This window comes from Aeromonas salmonicida subsp. salmonicida (genome assembly GCF_001643305.1).
GTDB lineage: Bacteria > Pseudomonadota > Gammaproteobacteria > Enterobacterales > Aeromonadaceae > Aeromonas > Aeromonas salmonicida.
Genome location: NZ_LSGW01000012.1, coordinates 1 through 19104 on the forward strand (window position 1 = coordinate 1; position 19104 = coordinate 19104).

The following is a 19104-nucleotide window of genomic DNA, read 5'->3' on the forward strand; positions in this document are numbered from 1 at the left end:
GTGACCTTACGTCCTTCATGTAACAGCAAGATGGCCATCAAGCGACGAGCATGTCCTTTATCACGGGTGGCATGGATGATTTTGTGAATGCGGCGCAGTTGTGGTCGTGGCAGGGGTGGTAGGATAGGCATCAACTCAGTCCTTTGGGTGTGGCTTGTTTTGTTTGGCGACTAATGAGATCGCACAAACTGGACTGATTGACCAACCGCGCATTCATCTCGGCTGGGATCTGGTCCCCCTGCCCTACATTGGATTGAAGATAAAAGATTACGATGATTTTTTGACATTGATCACACCCAGATTGGCCGTTCGCCTGCTGACCGAGCAAAGATCCGTGCTGTTGCAGGCCCTGCGCAATGAACAACAGGATTGTCCGAGCGGTACCTGTGGTGGTGCACTGCAGGGGGAAGGCTTGCTGGAGGAGAGCCGTTTTCGCTCTTCGTCCGGCCAGCGTTATGAGGGGGTTATCGCCATGCTGGCCAATCGCATGACCCGGCTGCGTGAGCTGCTTGGTTACGATCTGCTGGTGCCGGACAATAGCCTGGACCGGGATCCAGCCGAATTTATCCGCCTTTTGCACCAATACCAGCGGGAGTCGAATCTAATCCAGATCAATTAAACGCCGGATTGAGCTTGCCAAGGCGGGCGGCTCTTTTTAAGGTCTCCCCCCTGTTACACCCAGAACACCGCTTATGAAGTACATCGAAGAGTTCTATCTGTTCGTCAAGGTGGTGCAAGAGGGAGGCTTCTCCCACGCAGCTGCCGCACTGGGCATGCCGACCGGCACCATCAGCCGACGTATTTCTCAGCTCGAAGAGCAACTCGGCTGCTCTTTGCTGCACAGATCCACCCGCAAGCTCCGCCTCACCGATGAAGGGCTCAGATATTACGAGCGCCTGTGCACCCCGCTGGCCGAGATTGAACAGGCCACGGGGGAGATCCAGGGGCGGGAAGCCGATATCAATGGCGTGATCCGTCTCGCGGCGCCGATCGCCCTCTCCAATACCCTCCTGGTCGACATGCTGGCAGATTTCGGTCTGCACTATCCTGAAGTACAGTTCGACATCACCCAGACCAATGATCATCATCACCTGTTTGATAACGATAGGGATCTGGTGTTTTTCAACGGTGAGCTGCCGCAATCCATGACCAATGCCCTCTGCCTTGGTCACATCGAATATGGCCTGTTCGCCTCCAGGCTGTATCTGGAGAAAATGGGCACGCCAGCCCACCCAGCCCAGCTGGAAGAGCATGCGCTGATCTACTGCTGGCCCCACCAGCACTGGCAATTGATCGGCCAGGATGACCAGACAATACAGATAAAGCGCGCCGCCAAGCTGACCGTCAACCAGACACAGGCGGCCGTCAGGGCAGCCAGACGGCATCTGGGTATCGTCAATGCCCCGCTCCATTATGTGCATCCATTCTTGCAAGATGAGCAGCTGGTGGCCGTGCTGCCGGACTGGAAAACCGGCCATCGCCCCTTCTACATGGTGCGCTGCCAGCCTCAGTTTGCCCCGCTGCGTGTTAAGATGTTCGCTGAATTCGTTGAAAAATACTCGGCGCACTACCGGAACCGCCAATGGGACAACCAATTTTCACCGGCAACCAGTCTGTCCCATTGCATCTGACCGTGAGCGGGCCACACTTATAGCAATACTCGTTGACCAGGCCAGCCTAACACTATGAATGTATTGATATGTGATGACTCAGGATTCGCTCGTAAACAGCTGGCCCGTGCCCTTCCCGCTGACTGGGATGTGACGCTGCATTACGCCGCAAACGGACTCGAAGGGATAGAGCAGGTGCTGATGGGGCATGGCGACCTGATCTTTCTGGATCTGACCATGCCAGAAATGGACGGCTACGGTGTGCTGGAGACCCTGCAACAGGAGGGACTGCGCAACAAGGTTTTCGTCGTCTCTGGCGACATCCAGCCTGAAGCGCATCAAAGGGTCATGAGCCTCGGTGCGCTCGACTTCATCAAGAAACCCGCCGCCCCCGAAACCCTGACCGCCCTGCTCAGGCAACACGGCTTGTGGCAGCCAAACGGCGTGGCCTCGACCCCCGCCCCCCTCCTCACCGGTATAGCAACAGCTGAGCCCGATGCCGACGTTGGCATCAAGATCAGCCCCGAGATCCGCGACGTGTATCAGGAGCTCGCCAACGTCTCCATGGGCCAGGCCGCCGATTTGCTGGCCCGCCTGCTCAATGCCTTCGTGGTACTGCCCATACCCAACGTCAACGTGCTGGAGGTCTCCGAGCTGCACATGGCCCTCTCGGCCGCTGCCGATTCGGATACCCTTTCCGCCGTCTGCCAGGGCTTCATCGGTGCCGGTATCGCCGGCGAAGCGCTGATCCTGTTCCACGACTCCAGCTTCAACGACCTTGCCCGACTGATGAAGCATCAGGGAGCACTGGATCGCAATGCCGAGCTGGAGCTCTTGATGGACACCGCCAACGTGCTGATCGGTGCCTTCCTGCGCGGTTATGCCAGCCAGCTCGACACTCCCTTCAGCCAGGGCCACCCTGTGGTGCTCGGTCAGCACAGACCCATCAAGGATCTCATCAACACCAACAAGAGTCTCTGGCGTCGTACCCTGGCCATCGAGATCAACTACCGGGTCCAGGATTACGCAGTGCAGTGTGACCTGTTACTACTGTTTACCGAAGATTCCATCGCCACCATGAACAACAAAATCATGCACATGCTCTAGGGAGTGACCATGGATATTCGTGAATTTCATTGGCTGATGAACATAGTCCAGAACTTGGACGTAGGGCTGGTGGTACTCGACAAGGAGTACAAGGTGCAGGTGTGGAATGGCTTTATGGAGAGCCACAGCGGCCGGATGGCGGGCGAGGTGCGCGATGGTGTCCTGTTCGAGCTTTTCCCCGACGTTGACAGGGCCTGGTTCGAGCGCAAGGCCAACATGGTGTTCCAGCTCAACAACCGCGCCTTCAGCACCTGGGAACAGAGACCCTACCTGCTGCGTTTCTCCAACTATCGCCCCATCACAGGCTCGGCTCCCCATATGTTCCAGAACCTGACCCTGGTGCCGCTGGCCGATTTTGGCGGCCAGGTGACCCACATCGCCGTGATGATCTACGATGCCACCGACGAAGCCATGCTGATGACTGGGCAACGGCAGATATGATGAACAAGGCCATGCAGTAACAAAACAGGGCGCCGAAGCGCCCTGTTTCATTTCATGGCATTGTCACGTGCCGAGATACTCGGTAAAGGCGTCGATCACCTCTTCGATGTCGTCGTCATTGATCTGCAGATGGGTCACCAGCCGCAGCTCGCCATAACCGGAGAAGAGGATCCCCCGCTCCTTCATGAAGGCCAGCAAAGGTGCACTCTCGCCACTCGTCAGTTGCAAGAACACCATGTTGGTCTGCACCTGACCCAGATCCAGCCTGACGCCCGGCAGTGCCGCCAGCCCTTCGGCCAGCCGTCTGGCGCGGCGGTGATCGTCACCAAGGCGCACCACATGCTGCTGCAGGGCAAACAGACCAGCCTGGGCCAGGATCCCCGCCTGACGCATGCCGCCACCCACCAGCAGCGATCCCACCGGCGCTCCCAGCCCTTTGGAAAGACAGATGGAAATACTGTCAAACGGCGCGGCCAGCTCACGCACCGAGTGGCCACTCGCCACGACTGCGTTGAACAGGCGAGCGCCGTCCAGATGCAGCAGCAAGCCGTGCTCGTCGACAAACTCGCGCATCTCGTGCAAATAGCTTAACGGCAACACCTTGCCGTTATGGGTGTTTTCGAGGCAAACGGGGCGAGTCTGGGCAAAATGGGCATCGTCAGGGGCAATGGCTGCACGCACGTCGGCCAGCGCCAGTGAGCCATCGGCCTGCATGGGCACGGGTTGCAGGGCCACAGACCCCAGCACGGCAGAACCCTGTGCCTCGTAGCGATAGATGTGGGCTGCCGAGCCCAGCACGGCACCTTCCCCACGCTGGCAATGGCTCATCACCGCCAGCAAGTTGGACATGGTGCCTGATGGCACGAACAGCGCGGCTTCTTTGCCAAGCAGGTCGGCGCCATAGGCTTCCAGCCCATTGACGCCCGGATCCTCCCCATAGACATCGTCCCCAACCTCGGCATGAAGCATGCTCTGACGCATGGCATCCGTGGGTTGGGTGACAGTATCACTTCGTAAATCGATATAGCGCATGACATCCCTCCTGGTGCAGGAGGATGACGTTAGCCAGCGCAGGCTGGCTTGGCAAGCAGGGAGTTTCTGGAATGTGAGCCCGGTGACCGCCTACCAGGGCAGCGGCTGCCCCTGCAGATCAACAAAAGCGCCAGATTGAGTCAGGGACAAGCGTGCAATTAAAGTCAGCAAAGAGGGGGCAACCTGGGCGGGGTCCTGCAACGGAGCAGATGCCAGTGCATGAAGAAAAGGCTGGTTCATGGGGGTTGCCATGAGGCCAGGGTGTATCGTGATCACGCCGGACTTGGGAAAGCGCTCGGCCCACTCATGGGCAAGGGTCCTGACCCCCATGTTGAGGGCCGCCTTGCTCATGCGGTAGCTGTAACGTTCCCCTTGTTCATTTGCGCCTATGGCTCCCGCCAGATCAGAAATGGCACAGAGCCAGACTCGGCTATCCTCCGCCATCAGGCGGCCAAGCCGGGCAGCCACGGCCAGGGTGGGCCAGGCATTGGCCAGCAGGCTGTCACACAGCCACTTGGGATTGACCTCCTCTACCCGCTTCTCCGGCATGAAGTTGATATCGTGCAACAGGCCTATGGTGTTGATCACCACGCTCGGCAGGGCGACTGTGTCATAGAGGGTAAACAGCGCATCGAAAGAGAGCGGATCCACCTCCTGCAACGGAAAGTAGCAGGCCGGATCCAGCCCTTTTGGCAGTTGCCTGCCCGCCAGTACCAGCTCCTCGCCACGGGCTGACAGCGCCCTGGCCAGCGCCGTGCCCAATCCACCACTGCCCAAGATCAGATAGCCCATCACCCTCTCCCTGGATTGACTGCCTGTTTAGAGGTTATCAGAATAATGACCGCTTGCCGCCAAGGGGGGCGGCAACCCCCATACGGCTTTATGCCTCACCCAGATGTTTGCCAAATTCCCGTGCCAGCGCCAGATCCAGAAAACCATCTGCCTTCTTGTGGCTGCGCAAGAACTGGTAATACGCGAGCAGGGTGACCAGCTGTTTTTCATCAGGCAGGGATTGCTCGGGAACCAGCTCCTGCAGCAGGGTGCCGGCGGCGGCCAACGCCTCCCGATCCACCACTTCCGCCTGTCGATAGAGGTAGCCGCAGCCGGTGGCGAGCCACTCCAGCGAACAGTTGGCCCCCATGGCAATCTGGTTTGCCTTGCCAAGGCCGGGCTCGGCTCCCTTCAGGTACTTGCGGATCAGGGCTTCACTCAAACCCACCTTGCGGGCGAAGGCGCTGACACTGCCCTCCCCGATCAGACTCTGCAACCGCGCGGCAAATCCGTCCATCATGAATCCCGTCAGAACTAAAGTTCGAATGAACAAAAACCACATTATTGCCTTGCCTGGCAGAAGAGACCAAGATGCTGGCAGCATTTATTCCCCAAGGAGTCACCCATGTCTGTATCTCGCCTCGCCCTGCACGCCCAGGGCCCGACCTTCTCTCGCCTTATCATGGGCTACTGGCGTCTGATGGAGTGGCAGCTCTCCCCGGCCGCCCTGCTCGATCTGATGAAGTACCACCTGGACCTGGGGGTGACCACCATAGATCACGCCGATATCTATGGTGGCTACCAGTGCGAAGAGGCATTTGGCAATGCCCTGCGCCTGGAACCCTCCTTGCGTGACCGGATGGAAATCGTCAGCAAGTGTGGCATCGCCCTCACCGCCAAGCCTGAGCATGCCCTCAACCACTACAACACCGGCAAGGCACACATCATCGCCAGTGCCGAGGACTCCCTGCGCAAACTCGCGACCGATCACCTGGATTTGTTGCTGATCCACCGTCCGGATCCCCTGATGGATGCCGATGAGGTGGCCGATGCTTTTATCAGCCTCAAGCAGGCGGGCAAGGTGAAACATCTGGGGGTGTCCAACTTCAGTGCCCGCCAGTTCGAGCTGCTGCAGTCCCGCCTGCCCTTTCCGCTGGTCACCAATCAGCTGGAGATATCGCCCCTGAATCAGAGCACGACGCTGGATGGTACCCTGGATCTCTGTCAGCAACTGCGCATCAAGCCCATGGCCTGGTCCTGCCTGGGTGGCGGACGCCTGTTCGATGGCCAGGTGTATGCTCCGCTGCGCGCCGAGCTCGAGCAGATCCGTCATGAAGTGGGAGCCCAGAACATAGAGCAACTGGTGTACGCCTGGGTAATGATGCTGCCGAGCCAGCCGCTACCGCTGATTGGCTCAGGCAAGCGGGAGCGGATTGCCGCTGCCGTGGCAGCCGAGTCCATAGCGCTCACTCGCCAGCAGTGGTTCCGCATTCGCAAGGCGGCGCTTGGTTACGACGTACCCTGACCCCTGCTTGATGGCCCAATCGCGCGCAAACAAAAACGGCATGGGAAAACCCATGCCGTTTTGCATTAACGAGGCAACTCAACGATGACGCTGGGGGCGACCACGCGGTGCATCTGTCTTCGGTTTGGCTTGGTTGACTGTGATGGTACGGCCACCGATCTCGGTGCCATGCAAACCGGCGATGGCCTTTTCGGCATCGCCATTAACAGGCATTTCAATAAAGCCAAACCCCTTGGACTGACCGGTATCCCGGTCGATGATGATATCGACCTTGTCTACCTGTCCAAATTGGCTGAACACGGTTGTCAGTTCGTCGGCCGTCATCCGGTACGACAGATTACCTACGTAAATCTTCATGCCATCCACTCTCGATTCAAGGTACCTTCTCTATCCCATCACCAACACAAAGGTAAGGGCACAACCCCCATGCCGGACCTGCCAAGGCGTCATGCCTTGGCACTCCCCGTTCAGCTCACTCAAGTCATTGATCTCTTGGGTGAACAGAACAGGCAAGATCAATTCGAGTCACTGGCAGTATCTGAGCTTTGAGATGGATTGTCGAGAAAATAGTCAGCTCAAACCGGCAGCAGCTCGTTCAGCACCCCCTTGATCGCCCTGCGGCTATGCCAGGCTCGTTTAAAGCCAAAGCGGTAGATGCCAGGGGCTACCTCATGGGTCCCTTCACGGCCCAGCCCCATCAGTGCGGTCGCCGCAGCAAGCTGCGCACCATCGAGCCTAAGGTCCAGACTGAACGCCAGCCACTGGCCGTCATGACCTACCTTGTATTCCCGCTCTATGGCCACCAGCGCCGTTTTAGGCAAGGTCAGGGCCTGATCATCGCTGCCGTTGAGCAGATAGAGGTGCTCGTCATCCCAACCCAGTTCGGCCAGCCGCCAGCGTTGCCAACTGCGTGGCAGAGAGACCAGGATCCCTGTGATGCCCCCGAAGATCACCCCAACCCAGTGGAGCAACCCCATGGCACCCCGTCCATACCACAAGGAGGCAGCCACCACGCCCCAACTCGTCAGCAACAACAGAAAAATGACGCAGCGATAGGGCATTGCCGGCGGCATCAGCAAGCGAACCCCGGGGGTTGCCAGCAAGGATGTAATTCGCATGAAAGGTTCCTGTGACCGTGAAATGGCGCCATTGTGAATAGACCTCACGGGGCTGACAAGGGGGTTTTCTTTGTCATCCCCCTATAAAATCAATACCATGGCATCAATGATACTCAATGGAACTTGTTTCTTGACCAGCTCGCAGCCCTGTGTGCGCTTTTGTGGCGTCAACAAATTCTACGGTGATTTCCAGGCCCTGCATCAGATTGACCTCACCATAGCGCGAGGGGAGAAGTGGGTTATCTGCGGCCCGTCAGGCTCTGGAAAATCCACGCTGATCCGCACCATCAATGGCCTGGAGGGAATAGACAGTGGCCAGCTGTTCCTGTTTGGCGAGCCCGTTACCCCCGCCTACCTTCGTCGCCTGCAAGGGCGAGTCGGCATGGTGTTTCAGCAGTTCAACCTGTTCCCCCATATGACGGTGCTGGAAAACCTGATGGTGGCCCCTGTACATACGCTGGGACTGAGCACGCAAGCGGCCAAAACCCGTGCCCTCGGCCTGCTGGAACGCGTACGCATTCAGGCCCAGGCCGACAAGTACCCCCACCAGCTCTCAGGCGGCCAGCAGCAGCGCGTGGCCATCGCCCGCTCCCTCTGCATGCAACCGGAACTGATGCTGTTTGATGAGCCTACCTCGGCCCTCGACCCCGAGATGATCCGCGAGGTACTGGATGTGATCCGCGAGCTGGCTGACGAGGGAATGACGCTTATCTGCGTCACCCACGAGATGGGTTTTGCCCGCCAGGTGGCGGATCGGGTGCTCTTCATGGATGAGGGCAAGATCATCGAATCCGCCCCGCCGGCCCAGCTGTTCAGCAAGCCTGCCCACCCGAGAACCCGTGCCTTTCTCGAGCAGGTGCTCAGCTACCATGGCTGATACCCGACCCACCCGCCTCGCCAGCTGGTTGCTGGCAATCCTGTTGCTGATCCTGCTGCTGGGCTGGGTGCTCTACAGTGGCGCCCATCAGATGGGTTATGAGTGGCAGTGGCAGCGGGTCGGTCCCTTTCTCGGGGAGTGGGAAGATGGCGACTTCTACCCTGGCCCACTGCTCAGCGGCTTTCTGGTCACCCTGCAAGTCGCCTTGCTCAGTCTGGCAGGCACCCTGGTCGTCGGGTGTTCCGTCGTCAGCCTGCGTCTGCTTCCCTCTCGCCTGGGCCCCTGGCTTGCCGTCACCTATCTGGCGCTGGTGCGCACCACGCCCCAGCTGGTGCAACTCTATATCCTCTATTTTCTGCTGGGCCCCATGTTGGGACTGGCCCCGCTCGCCTGCGCCGTGCTGAGTCTCTCTCTCTATCAGGGGGCCTTCACCGCCGAAGTATTGCGAGCAGGAATACAGGCCATCCCCAGCGGACAGTGGGAGGCAGCGCGCTCTCTTGGTTTGTCACGGGCCATCACACTGCGCAAAGTGATACTGCCGCAACTGGTTCGTATCGTGCTGCCTCCACTCACCAACGAGCTGGTGTCACTCATCAAGCACTCGGCGCTGGTGAGTGTCATCGCCATCTTCGATCTCACCAACGAAGGGCGTACTCTGGTGGCCGATACCTTCCTCACCTTTGAGGTGTGGTTCACCGTGGCCGCCCTCTATTTGCTGTTGACGCTGACACTGTCAGCCTGTTCGCGGGCGCTCGCCCGTCATCTGGATCCGGAACAACAAGGACGCTAACCATGTCACTCTCGTTCAAAACCGCCCTGTCGGGCGCAGCCCTGCTGTTTACCGCTCTCTTTACCCCTGCCCAGGCAGAAGGCGAGGCATCTGCCACCCTGGCGCAGATAGAACAAAGCGGCACCCTGCGGGTTGGCATGTCCACCTTCGCCCCCTGGGCGATGCGCGACAAACAAGGCGCCCTCATCGGCTTCGAAATCGATGTTGCCCGCCGCCTGGCCACCGACAACGGCTGGCAGGTCGAATTCGTCCCCACCGCCTGGGATGGCATCATTCCTTCCCTGCTGGCAAAAAAATATGACGTCATCATAGGTGGCCTCACCATCACACCCGAACGGGAGAAGAGCGTGCGCTTCACCCAGGCCTACTCCCACTCAGGCATCCAGCTGGCCGCCTCAAAGGCGCAAGCCCAGGACAAAAAGACGCTGTCCGACTTCAACCAGCGCGGCGTGATCCTGGCGGTGCGCCGTGGCGCCTCACCGGTGCAGGTCGCCAAGGAGAACTTCCCCAAGGCGACCCTTCGCCAGTTCGATGATGAATCTCAAGTGTTTCAGGAAGTACTGAACGGCCGCGCCCACGGCGCCCTCTCCTCTTCCCCGAAACCGGAACAAGAGACACTGCGCCACCCCGAAGCTCTTTTTATGCCATTTGCCGAACCGCTGTCGCAAGGCAGCGAAGGCTTTGCCCTGCGCAAAGGGGATGACGCCCTGGCCGAGCAGTTCAACGAGTGGATCGCCGCCCGTCAGGCCGACGGCTGGCTCAAGGCCCATCATGACTACTAGTTCAAGTCGCTGGCATGGGAAGCCCAGGTCGCCAATCCCTGATGCTGATTGCCATCAAACGCGCAACCCGAGCCGTCGGCTGGCTCGATGGGATACTCATGCTGATACTGCTGCTGGCAGGCATGTGGCTTGCCAGCAGATTGCACCTTGGCGTGGCCTACCAATGGCACTGGCAGGCCGCCTTCGAGTTGCTGTTCACGCGCGGCCCCCAGGGTGAGCTGCCCTATTTTTTCAGCGGCTTGCTCACCACCTTGCGCATCGCCCTGCTCGGCATGGCGCTGGCGCTGCTGCTGGGCACTGCGCTGGGTCTGGCGGCATTCAGCCGCCATCCCTGGCTGGTGTTGCCGGCGACCCTGTTCATCCAGTTGATCCGCAATCTGCCGCCGCTGGTGTTTATCTTCATTTTCTACTTCTTTATCGCCAATCAATTACTGCCGGCGAGCGGCCTCTCCCGCTGGCTCGGCACTCTGTCACTCTCCCCCTGGCAAGAGGCGCTGCTGGGCCCGCCCGCCAGATGGGAGAACCTCATCTCTGGCACCCTCTGTGTCGGCATGATCAGCGCCGCCTTCGTCGCCGAGATAGTCCGTGCCGGTCTCGCGGCCGTGCCCAAGGGGCAGTGGGAAGCGGCGCAGAGTCTGGGGCTCTCGCCCCGGGTGCGGCTGCGCCGGGTGATCCTGCCCCAGGCCATGTTGCTGATGCTGCCTCCCCTCACCGGCCAGCTCATCGCACTGGTGAAAGATACCGCCATCGTTTCCCTCATTTCGGTGCAAGAGCTCACCTTCGTCGGCACCGAGATGGCCAACTCCAGCGGGCTGGTTTATGAAATCTGGCTGCTGGTGGCTGCCGCCTATTTATTGATATGTTTGAGTCTGTTTGTGCTGCTCAGCCGACTCGAAGCAAAACAAGGAGCCCATTGATGCTGACGTCCCTGTTACTGGCCTCTGTACTGCAGGCCGAGGCGATCGGCGGTTATGCCGCCGGTTGCCTAAAAAACGGCATGGCCCTGCCACTGGAGGGACCCGGGTATCAGGTGATCCGCACCAAGCGGCTGCGTTACTACGGTCATCCCGACCTCATCCACTATCTGCAGGGGCTGGCCAACCAGACCCGCATGGCTGGCATGCCGGATCTCTATATCGCCGATCTGGCGATGGCCCGCGGTGGCCCCTTTACCTCGGGCCATCGCAGTCACCAGACGGGCCTGGATGCCGACATCTGGTTTCGCATGGCCAACCGTCCCATCAGCAAGTGGGAGCAGGATGCCCCCAGGGAGTGGGCGCTGATCGACGAGCCCAGCTATCGGGTATTGCCGGGTCGCTTCGGCCCGGAGCAACTGAACCTGTTGCGACTGGCTGCCAGCAAGCCCGAGGTGGCGCGCATCTTTATCAACCCCGTCATCAAGGGAGAAGTGTGCAAACGGGCAGCCGATGAGCCCTGGGTTGCCAAACTGCGCCCCTGGGTCGGCCACTTCAGCCACTTTCATGTGCGGCTGCGCTGCCCCGTCGGCAGCCCGGATTGCGAGCCACAAGCTCCCATTCCCCGCGGCAATGGCTGCGGCGCCGAGCTGGCCTCCTGGCTCAAGGACAAGCCACAGCTACCCAAGGTCTCCGGTATCAACAAGATGCCCATCCTGCCCGCCCGTTGTGGCAACTGACCCCAAGCTGGTATGGTGGGCCCATATCCGCTAGAAATTTCAATGGAGAACAACAAGATGGCCACTTCACTCTGGCGCAGCACCACGCAGAGCCTGTTGACACTGACCCTGCTGCTGGGATTGACCGGCTGCGGCATGAACAATATTCCGACCCTGGATGAGCAGGTCAAGGCGAGCTGGGGCCAGGTCGAGAATCAGTATCAGCGCCGCGCCGATCTCATTCCCAATCTGGTGGCCACCGTCAAGGGCTACGCCAGCCATGAGCAGGAGACCCTCAAAGCGGTCACCGATGCCCGAGCCAGGGTTGGCAGTGTGCAGGTGAGCGATCCGGCCCAGCTCAAGGAGTTTGAAGCGGCCCAGAACCAGCTCTCCAGTGCCCTCTCCCGCCTGATGGTGGTGGTGGAGCGCTATCCGGATCTCAAGGCAGATCAGCAGTTCCTCACCCTGCAGGCGCAGCTGGAAGGCACCGAGAACCGCATCTCGGTAGCACGCCGTGACTACATAGAGGCGGTGCGCCAGTTCAATACCGAGATCCGCACCTTCCCCGGCGTCATCTGGTCCAAGCTGCTCTATTCAGATCTCGAAGCCAAACCGAGTTTCAGTGCCAAACCCGGGGCTGAAGAGGCGCCCAAGGTCAGCTTCCAATGAGCAAATTTGCCCGCTGGTTGCTGCCCTGCCTGTTGCTCTGGACCGCAGTACTGCAAGCCGCTCCCGACTTTCCGGCCCTAAGCGGCCGGGTCGTGGACGAGGCGAACCTGATGTCCCGCAAGCAGGCCCACCAGCTGACCCAGCAACTGGCCTCGTTTGAAAAACGCAGCGGCATTCAGCTGGTAGTGGTCTCCATCGACAGCCTGGATGGTGAGACCATAGAGGAGTACGGCTATCAGCTCGGTCGTCATTGGGGCATAGGCCAGAAGGGAAAGAACAACGGTGTGCTGCTGCTGATCGCCCAAGATGAGCGCAAAGTGCGTATCGAAGTGGGCTATGGGCTGGAGGGTGCCCTGCCCGATGCCATTGCCGCCGACATCATCCAGACCCGGATCCTGCCCGCCTTCAAACGTGGCGACATGGTTGCGGGCGTGGTGGCTGGCAGCCAGAGCATCATGCAGGCATTGGCGGGTGAATATCAGCCAGTGGACACCGCCAAGAAAGAGGACAAGCTGGGTGGTCCCTGGCTGTTCATTCTGATGGTGATTGTGATGATAGTGCTGCATAACCTGCGCGGAGGCGGTGGGGGCGGTGGCGGTGGTCGACGCCGCGCGGCTTTTCTGGCCGGTGGTTTTGGCGCCGGTAGCTTCGGCAGCAGAGGAGGTGGCGGCGGTGGCTTCAGCGGTGGCGGCGGCAGTTTTGGTGGCGGTGGTGCATCCGGTGGTTGGTAACAGGAATAAAGAGACAGACCATGATTTCTAAACAGTTCTTTCACACTCTGCAGGCCAAGGTTCGCGAGGCGGAGCTGGAAACAGACGCCGAGCTGGTCACAGTACTGGCCCCGGCCAGCGACGGCTATCGCTACATTCCCACCCTGTGGGCAGCCCTAATTGCCATGCTCACTCCCCTGCTGGTGTTCGAACTCGGCTTCTGGCTCGGCTGGTACGAGATACTGCTGGCACAGTGGTCAGTCTGGTTGCTGCTGAGCATACTGTTCCACTGGACTCCCATCAAAATGTACCTGATCCCGAAGAAGGTACGCAGGCACAGAGCCGCCCTGATGGCGCGCCTGCAGTTTGTCGAGCAGGGGCTGCACCGCACCCGTGACAGGCTGGGGGTGCTGATCTTCGTCTCTGTGGCCGAGCACTATGTAGAGATACTGGTGGATGACGGCATAGCCCAGCATATCGACAATGACCAGTGGCAGGCGATCATCGATGACTTCACCCGCCGGGTACGCAACAAGGAGGTGGAGCAGGGATTCCTCGAATGCGTGGAGCGCACCAGCGCCATCCTGACCGACGCCTTCCCGGCTACCCGGGATCAAAACGAGCTGCCCGACAGCCTGATCATCCTGGACAAGCCCTGATCGGGTTTAAAATACCGGCATTTTGTTCAAGGGATAGTCACTCGATAAAGATTATGAAAAATAAGGGGAAAAGTGGTTGACCCAGACAGCCCTTTCCCCTAAATTACGCCCCGTTCCAACGCAACAGCGCAGCGAACTCAGTGTTGGCCGAACACGTTAAAATCTGGTCAAAAATTTGGTGAGGTGTCCGAGTGGCTGAAGGAGCACGCCTGGAAAGTGTGTATACGGCAACGTATCGAGGGTTCGAATCCCTCCCTCACCGCCAAATTCAAAAGAACCGACCTCAGGGTCGGTTTTTTGCTTTTGTCCTGTTGCCACTCTGGTTATTCATCCGAGGCTCAGCCAAACCTTCCGTGTTATCTTGCAAACCCTCCCCCCTTCCTTGTCCTTTGCCTCCATGAATTGCTCAGTGATTGGATATCATTTTGAAAAACTGATACTTAAGTAGCTACACTAGCCCTTATCAACATTCAGGGATGTACAAAAAATGAGCTTGATTGGCCTTCTTTTTGCAATAATCTGTATTCTTGGCGGTAACTTCATAGAAGGTGGGCATCCCAGCGCCCTGCTCGATCTGCCAGCCTTCCTCATCGTGATTGGCGGTACAATCGGTGCCGCACTGACCCAGTTCCCTTTCTCCGTCGTCGGCAAAACCTTCAAACGCTTCAAATGGCTGCTCTCTCCCCCCAAGCTCGACATGCTGGAACAGGCGCAGTTGCTGGAAACGATGGCAGCTAACGCCCGCCGTAGCGGTATGCTGGCACTGGAAGGCATGATCGACGAGATCAAGGATCCCTTCCTGAAAAAAGGGGTACAGATGATGGTCGATGGCTACGAGAAGACCAAGATCCACGAGGTGCTGGAGAACGAAATCGAGTTCGAGCATGAGGATCTTGAGCAGACCGTCAAATTTTACGAAGCCATGGGAGGCTACTGCCCAACCATGGGAATAGTGGGCGCCGTATTCGGCCTGATCCACGCCATGGGCCTGCTGGATGCACCGGACAAACTGGGGGGGGCCATAGCGGTGGCCTTCATCGCCACCATTTACGGTGTAGGGGCAGCCAACCTGATCTTTTTACCCTTTGGCAACCGCTACAAGGGGTTAGCCCATGATATCCGCCACTACAAGGAGATGACACTGACAGGAATCCTCTGCATCGTGGATGGCGAGTCGCAAGCCCGTCTGCAAGTGACCCTCGAACCTTACATAGGAGGCCATGGTGGCCAAAAAGAAAAAGCCTGAAGCGCCGGAGAACCATGAACGCTGGCTGGTCTCCTATGCCGACTTCATGACCTTGCTGTTCGCCCTGTTCGTGGTGCTCTACTCCTTTGCCATGGCAAAACAGTCTGAAACCCGGGTGCTGATCCAGGGCTTTATCGAGTCGCTGGGGAAAATCGGTCTCATCTCCCCTCCTGCGGGTTCACCCGTGATGCAAGGCGGCACCGGGATCCTGGAACCCGAGTCCAGGACAACTCCCAGCAGTCCGGACAAGGAAACTGTGCTGGAAAAAGATGCACCGACTGCGGCGGCAGATCCGTTCAACGAAACCATAGGCGCCTCGGAAAAACCGAGCGCCACCGAGGCCTGGCCTCACAAAACCAAGGAGCAGGAGTGGGTGCAGGTCACCAAACAGACGCTCAACCAGCAACTCAAGGCGCAGATTGAATCCAAGGATCTGGAAGTGGAGCAGCTCGGCAGCCAACTGGTGATCCGCATCGGTGAGAAGGCATTGTTTCCGGCCGACTCGGCCTTTTTGCAACCCCAATTCATCCCCCTAGTCCACAAGATCGCCGGCATACTGGCCAACATCCCTGGCAAGGTAGTGGTCACAGGCCACACCGACAACTCACAGGCGCCGCTCGAACTCTATCGCAGCAACTGGGAGCTGTCGGTACTGCGCGCGGCGTCCATCGTCCATATCATGCTGACCGATCCCAAACTGGACGCCACAAGGGTCATCGCCCAGGGGGTAGCCGATGCGCAGCCGCGCTACCCCAACGATACGGCTGAACACCGGCAGGCAAACCGCAGGGTCGAGATTACCCTCTCCCAAGGCAAGGCGGCCGAAGAGTCACTCCCCATTCTCAACCCCTGACCCGTACAGACCCCCTGTCGGGGGTCTTTTTTAGCTTTTCTTTAGCGCTTTCACCCCTTTTACGGCCACATCCCCTCAATTTCTCCTTCCTTTTTCCCTCCGGGGAAGTCTATGCACACACCTCTGCCAGGCCTTGTTTTACCAGCCAATTCAGGTCGTTGAAAGTTATTCTCAAATGAGAAAATTGACCTTTGTAGCAAAAAACAATTTTACCCCCGCCGATTAATTATTAATCCGCTGAAATGACATGTAAATCAGTATGAAAGTGTCATAATGCGTAACGTTACTGTTAAGTCACATGATTAATTTGGTTAGGGAAAATCTCTATGTTTGCTGATATTGCTGTTCAACATTGGGCTTTTGCCATTTATGTCATTGCAGCCATCTGCCTCTGTCTGGTGATGATCGGCCTGGCCGCCCTGCTGGGTGGGCGCGCCCACGGCCGTGCCAAGAACACTCCCTTCGAGTCTGGCGTCGATTCTGTGGGTAACGCCCGCCTGCGCTTCTCCGCCAAGTTCTATCTGGTTGCCATGTTCTTCGTCATCTTCGACGTAGAGGCGCTTTACTTGTTTGCCTGGTCTGTTTCCGTTCGGGAAAGCGGCTGGGTCGGCTTCATTGAAGCCGCCATCTTTATCGGCTTGCTGCTGGTAGGACTCCTCTACTTGTGGCGTATCGGCGCCCTCGACTCGGCACCGAAAAAACGCGCCCTGACCGACAAGAAGCCTGACTGACTTACTGATTCTCTCTTTGAGGTTGCACCATGAAGTACACCCTGACCCGGATTGACCCGGATGCGCCCGTTGAGCGCTATCCACAGGAACAGAGCCAGACCGTCGATGACCCGCTGGCACAAGACGCGACGCGCGGCATCATGATGGGGCGTCTCGAGGAGGTGTTGCAAGACACCGTCAACTGGGGTCGCAAAAACTCCCTCTGGCCCTACAACTTCGGTATCTCCTGCTGCTATGTGGAGATGTGTACCGCGTTCACTTCCCCCCATGACGTGGCCCGCTTCGGTGCCGAAGTGATCCGGGCCTCGCCCCGTCAGGCGGATTTCATGGTGATCGCCGGTACCCCCTTCATCAAGATGGCGCCTGTCATCCAGCGACTGTATGAACAGTTGCTCGAGCCCAAGTGGGTCATTTCCATGGGTGCCTGCGCCAACTCGGGCGGCATGTATGACATCTATTCAGTGGTACAGGGGGTAGACAAGTTCCTGCCGGTAGACGTCTATATTCCGGGCTGCCCGCCCCGTCCCGAGGCCTTCCTGCAAGCCCTGATGCTACTGCAGGACTCCATTGGCAAGGAACGCCGCCCCCTCTCCTGGGTCGTCGGCGATCAGGGGATCTACCGTCCCGACATGCCGGCCGAGAAAGACCGCAAACGGGGCGAGCGGATCAAGGTGACCAACCTGCGCACGCCGGATGAGATCTGACCATGAAACTGACTCGCGATTTTCCCAGCAATTACACCATGGCCCAGTGGCAACCCAGCGATCACCAGGATGCCCAGGTGGTCGGCGAACTGTTTTCCCACTTCGGTGCCGAGCGTTTCACCGTACAGAGTACCCGTACCGGCGTACCCGTGATCTGGCTCGCCCGCGAACTGCTGCTGGACGTGGTGGGCTTTTTGCGCAAGCTCCCCTCCCCGTTCGTGATGCTGTATGACCTGAGCGCCACCGACGAACGGCTGCGCAGCCATCGTGACGGCCTGCCCCAGAGCGACTTCACCGTCTTCTATCACTTCATCTCCATCGACCGTAACGCCGATGTGATGCTCAAAGTGCCCCTTGCCGAGAGCGACCTGCATCTTCCCACCCTCACTGGCCACTTCCCCAACGCCAACTGGTATGAGCGGGAAGTGTGGGATCTGCTGGGCATTACCTTCGACGGACATCCCCATCTGACCCGCATCATGATGCCCAAGAGCTGGCAGGGTCACCCGCTGCGCAAGGACTATCCTGCACGGGCCACCGAGTTCGATCCCTTCATGCTCGATGCCGCCAAGCAGGACATGGAGCAGGAGAACCTGCTGTTCAAACCGGAAGAGTGGGGCATGGCCCGTGGCAACGAGAACGAGGACTATATGTTCTTGAACCTCGGTCCCAACCACCCCTCCGCCCACGGCGCCTTCCGGCTGGTGTTGCAGCTTGATGGAGAAGAGATCCGCAACTGCGTGCCCGACATCGGTTATCACCATCGCGGTGCTGAAAAGATGGGTGAGCGCCAGTCCTGGCACAGCTATATCCCCTACACAGACAGGGTCGAGTATCTGGGCGGGGTAATGAACAACCTGCCTTACGTGCTGGCAGTGGAGAAACTGGCCGGCATCAAGGTGCCGAACCGGGTCGACGTGATCCGGGTGATGATGGCGGAGCTGTTCCGCATCCAGAGCCACCTCCTGTTCCTTGGCACCTATATCCAGGACGTGGGGGCCATGACCCCTGTCTTCTTTACCTTCACCGACCGGCAGAAGATCTACACCATCATCGAAGCCATCACGGGTGCCCGTATGCACCCGGCCTGGTTCCGTATCGGTGGCGTGGCCCACGACTTGCCCAAGGGATGGCAGCGACTGGTGCAGGACAATCTGCTGAGCTGGCTGCCCAAGCGTCTGATGGATTATGAAAAAGCCGCCATGCGCAACAGCATTTTGCGCGGGCGCACCATAGGTGTCTCCGCCTATACCACTGAGCAGGCGCTCGCCTGGGGCACAACGGGAGCGGGTCTGCGGGCCACGGGCCTCAACTTTGACGTGCGCAAGTGGCGCCCTTATTCGGGCTATGACCAGTTCGACTTCGAAGTGCCGGTCGGTAGCAATGGCGATGCCTATGACAGGGCCACGGTACGCATCGAGGAGATCCGCCAGAGCCTGTCGATCATAGAGCAGTGCATGAAGAACATGCCGGAGGGGCCCTTCAAGGCGGATCACCCCCTCACCACACCGCCCCCCAAAGATCGCACCCTGCAAGACATAGAGACGCTGATCACCCACTTCCTGCAAGTGTCGTGGGGCCCTGTGATGCCGGCCGCCGAGTCGTTCCAGATGATAGAGGCCACCAAGGGGATCAACAGTTATTACCTGACCAGCGATGGCTCCACCATGAGCTACCGGACCCGGATCCGCACCCCGAGCTTTGCTCACCTGCAACAGATCCCCTCCGTGATCAAGGGCAGCATGGTGTCGGATCTCATCGTCTATCTGGGCAGTATCGATTTCGTTATGTCGGATGTGGATCGTTGAGTCTTCGGGTAATCAAACCACAGCACTCAACAACCGTG

22 protein-coding genes, 1 tRNA gene and 2 pseudogenes are annotated in these 19104 nt (G+C 58.8%); 19 read left to right on the forward strand and 6 right to left on the reverse strand.

The annotated features are described in order from the left end of the window. Positions 1-131: pseudogene (locus AXW79_RS22645) on the reverse strand (IS630 family transposase); the annotation flags it as partial. 65 nt (positions 132-196) lie between these two features. On the opposite strand from AXW79_RS22645, the pseudogene AXW79_RS00995 reads away from it, so the two are divergent. From AXW79_RS00995 to AXW79_RS01010, 4 genes and pseudogenes are all read left to right on the forward strand, one after another. Continuing rightward, positions 197-619, forward strand: a pseudogene (locus AXW79_RS00995) (DUF2982 domain-containing protein); the annotation flags it as partial. A gap of 73 nt (positions 620-692) precedes the next feature. Then, the gene (locus AXW79_RS01000; protein WP_005314985.1) at positions 693-1631 is read left to right on the forward strand and encodes a LysR family transcriptional regulator; all 939 of its coding nucleotides are present in this window, start codon (positions 693-695) and stop codon (positions 1629-1631) included. Between the two features lie 54 nt (positions 1632-1685). Next, the gene (locus AXW79_RS01005; protein WP_011898631.1) at positions 1686-2717 is read left to right on the forward strand and encodes a response regulator; all 1032 of its coding nucleotides are present in this window, start codon (positions 1686-1688) and stop codon (positions 2715-2717) included. A gap of 9 nt (positions 2718-2726) precedes the next feature. Then, the gene (locus AXW79_RS01010) at positions 2727-3158 is read left to right on the forward strand and encodes a PAS domain-containing protein (protein WP_005314981.1); all 432 of its coding nucleotides are present in this window, start codon (positions 2727-2729) and stop codon (positions 3156-3158) included. Positions 3159-3221: 63 nt separating this feature from the next. Here the strand turns inward: AXW79_RS01010 and ltaE are convergent, their stop codons facing one another. From ltaE to AXW79_RS01025, 3 genes are all read right to left on the reverse strand, one after another. Next, positions 3222-4190, reverse strand: coding sequence for a low-specificity L-threonine aldolase (gene ltaE, locus AXW79_RS01015; RefSeq protein WP_005314978.1), 969 nt, complete (start codon positions 4188-4190; stop codon positions 3222-3224). A 90-nt stretch (positions 4191-4280) separates the two neighbouring features. Beyond that, entirely contained in the window at positions 4281-4982 is a 702-nt protein-coding gene (locus tag AXW79_RS01020; protein ID WP_005314976.1) for an SDR family oxidoreductase, read from the reverse strand. Positions 4983-5070: 88 nt separating this feature from the next. Then, the gene (locus tag AXW79_RS01025; RefSeq protein WP_005314974.1) at positions 5071-5478 is read right to left on the reverse strand and encodes a hypothetical protein; all 408 of its coding nucleotides are present in this window, start codon (positions 5476-5478) and stop codon (positions 5071-5073) included. Between the two features lie 108 nt (positions 5479-5586). Between AXW79_RS01025 and AXW79_RS01030 the strand changes: the two genes are divergently transcribed. Next, positions 5587-6486: an aldo/keto reductase gene (locus tag AXW79_RS01030; RefSeq protein ID WP_005314972.1), complete on the forward strand. Its 900-nt coding sequence runs from the start codon at positions 5587-5589 to the stop codon at positions 6484-6486. A 78-nt stretch (positions 6487-6564) separates the two neighbouring features. On the opposite strand, the gene AXW79_RS01035 is transcribed toward AXW79_RS01030, so the two are convergent. Further along, a complete protein-coding gene (locus AXW79_RS01035) occupies positions 6565-6843 on the reverse strand; it encodes an RNA recognition motif domain-containing protein (RefSeq protein WP_011898630.1) in 279 nt (92 codons plus the stop codon). A 218-nt stretch (positions 6844-7061) separates the two neighbouring features. Continuing rightward, positions 7062-7604: a hypothetical protein gene (locus tag AXW79_RS01040; RefSeq protein ID WP_005314964.1), complete on the reverse strand. Its 543-nt coding sequence runs from the start codon at positions 7602-7604 to the stop codon at positions 7062-7064. Between the two features lie 106 nt (positions 7605-7710). Between AXW79_RS01040 and AXW79_RS01045 the strand changes: the two genes are divergently transcribed. The 14 genes from AXW79_RS01045 to nuoC all read left to right on the forward strand — a co-directional run bounded on the left by AXW79_RS01045 (position 7711) and on the right by nuoC (position 19066). Then, positions 7711-8481 (forward strand): amino acid ABC transporter ATP-binding protein, encoded by a 771-nt coding sequence (locus AXW79_RS01045; RefSeq protein WP_011898629.1) that lies wholly within the window; start codon positions 7711-7713, stop codon positions 8479-8481. Beyond that, positions 8474-9271, forward strand: coding sequence for an amino acid ABC transporter permease (locus AXW79_RS01050; protein ID WP_005314957.1), 798 nt, complete (start codon positions 8474-8476; stop codon positions 9269-9271). Before AXW79_RS01045 ends, AXW79_RS01050 begins: the two co-directional genes overlap by 8 nt. 2 nt (positions 9272-9273) lie before the next feature. Beyond that, positions 9274-10053, forward strand: a complete 780-nt coding sequence (locus AXW79_RS01055) for a transporter substrate-binding domain-containing protein (protein ID WP_005314953.1) — start codon at positions 9274-9276, stop codon at positions 10051-10053. Between the two features lie 41 nt (positions 10054-10094). Continuing rightward, entirely contained in the window at positions 10095-10970 is an 876-nt protein-coding gene (locus AXW79_RS01060; protein WP_005314951.1) for an amino acid ABC transporter permease, read from the forward strand. Next, positions 10970-11707, forward strand: coding sequence for a penicillin-insensitive murein endopeptidase (mepA, locus tag AXW79_RS01065; RefSeq protein WP_005314948.1), 738 nt, complete (start codon positions 10970-10972; stop codon positions 11705-11707). The genes AXW79_RS01060 and mepA overlap by 1 nt, the downstream gene beginning before the upstream one ends. A gap of 42 nt (positions 11708-11749) precedes the next feature. Then, positions 11750-12355 carry a LemA family protein gene (locus tag AXW79_RS01070; RefSeq protein WP_005314946.1) on the forward strand — a complete coding sequence of 202 codons (606 nt, stop codon included), beginning with the start codon at positions 11750-11752 and terminating at the stop codon, positions 12353-12355. Next, complete coding sequence (locus tag AXW79_RS01075; protein ID WP_005314942.1) at positions 12352-13086, forward strand: TPM domain-containing protein; 735 nt, start codon at positions 12352-12354, stop codon at positions 13084-13086. The genes AXW79_RS01070 and AXW79_RS01075 overlap by 4 nt, the downstream gene beginning before the upstream one ends. A 20-nt stretch (positions 13087-13106) precedes the next feature. After that, positions 13107-13724: a TPM domain-containing protein gene (locus AXW79_RS01080; protein WP_005314938.1), complete on the forward strand. Its 618-nt coding sequence runs from the start codon at positions 13107-13109 to the stop codon at positions 13722-13724. A gap of 177 nt (positions 13725-13901) precedes the next feature. Continuing rightward, positions 13902-13989, forward strand: a tRNA-Ser gene (locus AXW79_RS01085). A gap of 222 nt (positions 13990-14211) precedes the next feature. Then, positions 14212-14970 carry a flagellar motor protein gene (locus AXW79_RS01090; RefSeq protein ID WP_005314934.1) on the forward strand — a complete coding sequence of 253 codons (759 nt, stop codon included), beginning with the start codon at positions 14212-14214 and terminating at the stop codon, positions 14968-14970. After that, positions 14945-15823: a flagellar motor protein MotB gene (locus AXW79_RS01095; protein ID WP_005314930.1), complete on the forward strand. Its 879-nt coding sequence runs from the start codon at positions 14945-14947 to the stop codon at positions 15821-15823. Before AXW79_RS01090 ends, AXW79_RS01095 begins: the two co-directional genes overlap by 26 nt. Positions 15824-16149: 326 nt before the next feature. Further along, complete coding sequence (locus AXW79_RS01100; protein ID WP_005314928.1) at positions 16150-16554, forward strand: NADH-quinone oxidoreductase subunit A; 405 nt, start codon at positions 16150-16152, stop codon at positions 16552-16554. Between the two features lie 29 nt (positions 16555-16583). Beyond that, the gene (locus AXW79_RS01105; RefSeq protein ID WP_005314925.1) at positions 16584-17258 is read left to right on the forward strand and encodes a NuoB/complex I 20 kDa subunit family protein; all 675 of its coding nucleotides are present in this window, start codon (positions 16584-16586) and stop codon (positions 17256-17258) included. Between the two features lie 2 nt (positions 17259-17260). Next, positions 17261-19066 (forward strand): NADH-quinone oxidoreductase subunit C/D, encoded by a 1806-nt coding sequence (gene nuoC, locus AXW79_RS01110; protein ID WP_005314913.1) that lies wholly within the window; start codon positions 17261-17263, stop codon positions 19064-19066. The last annotated feature ends 38 nt before the right edge of the window (positions 19067-19104 follow it).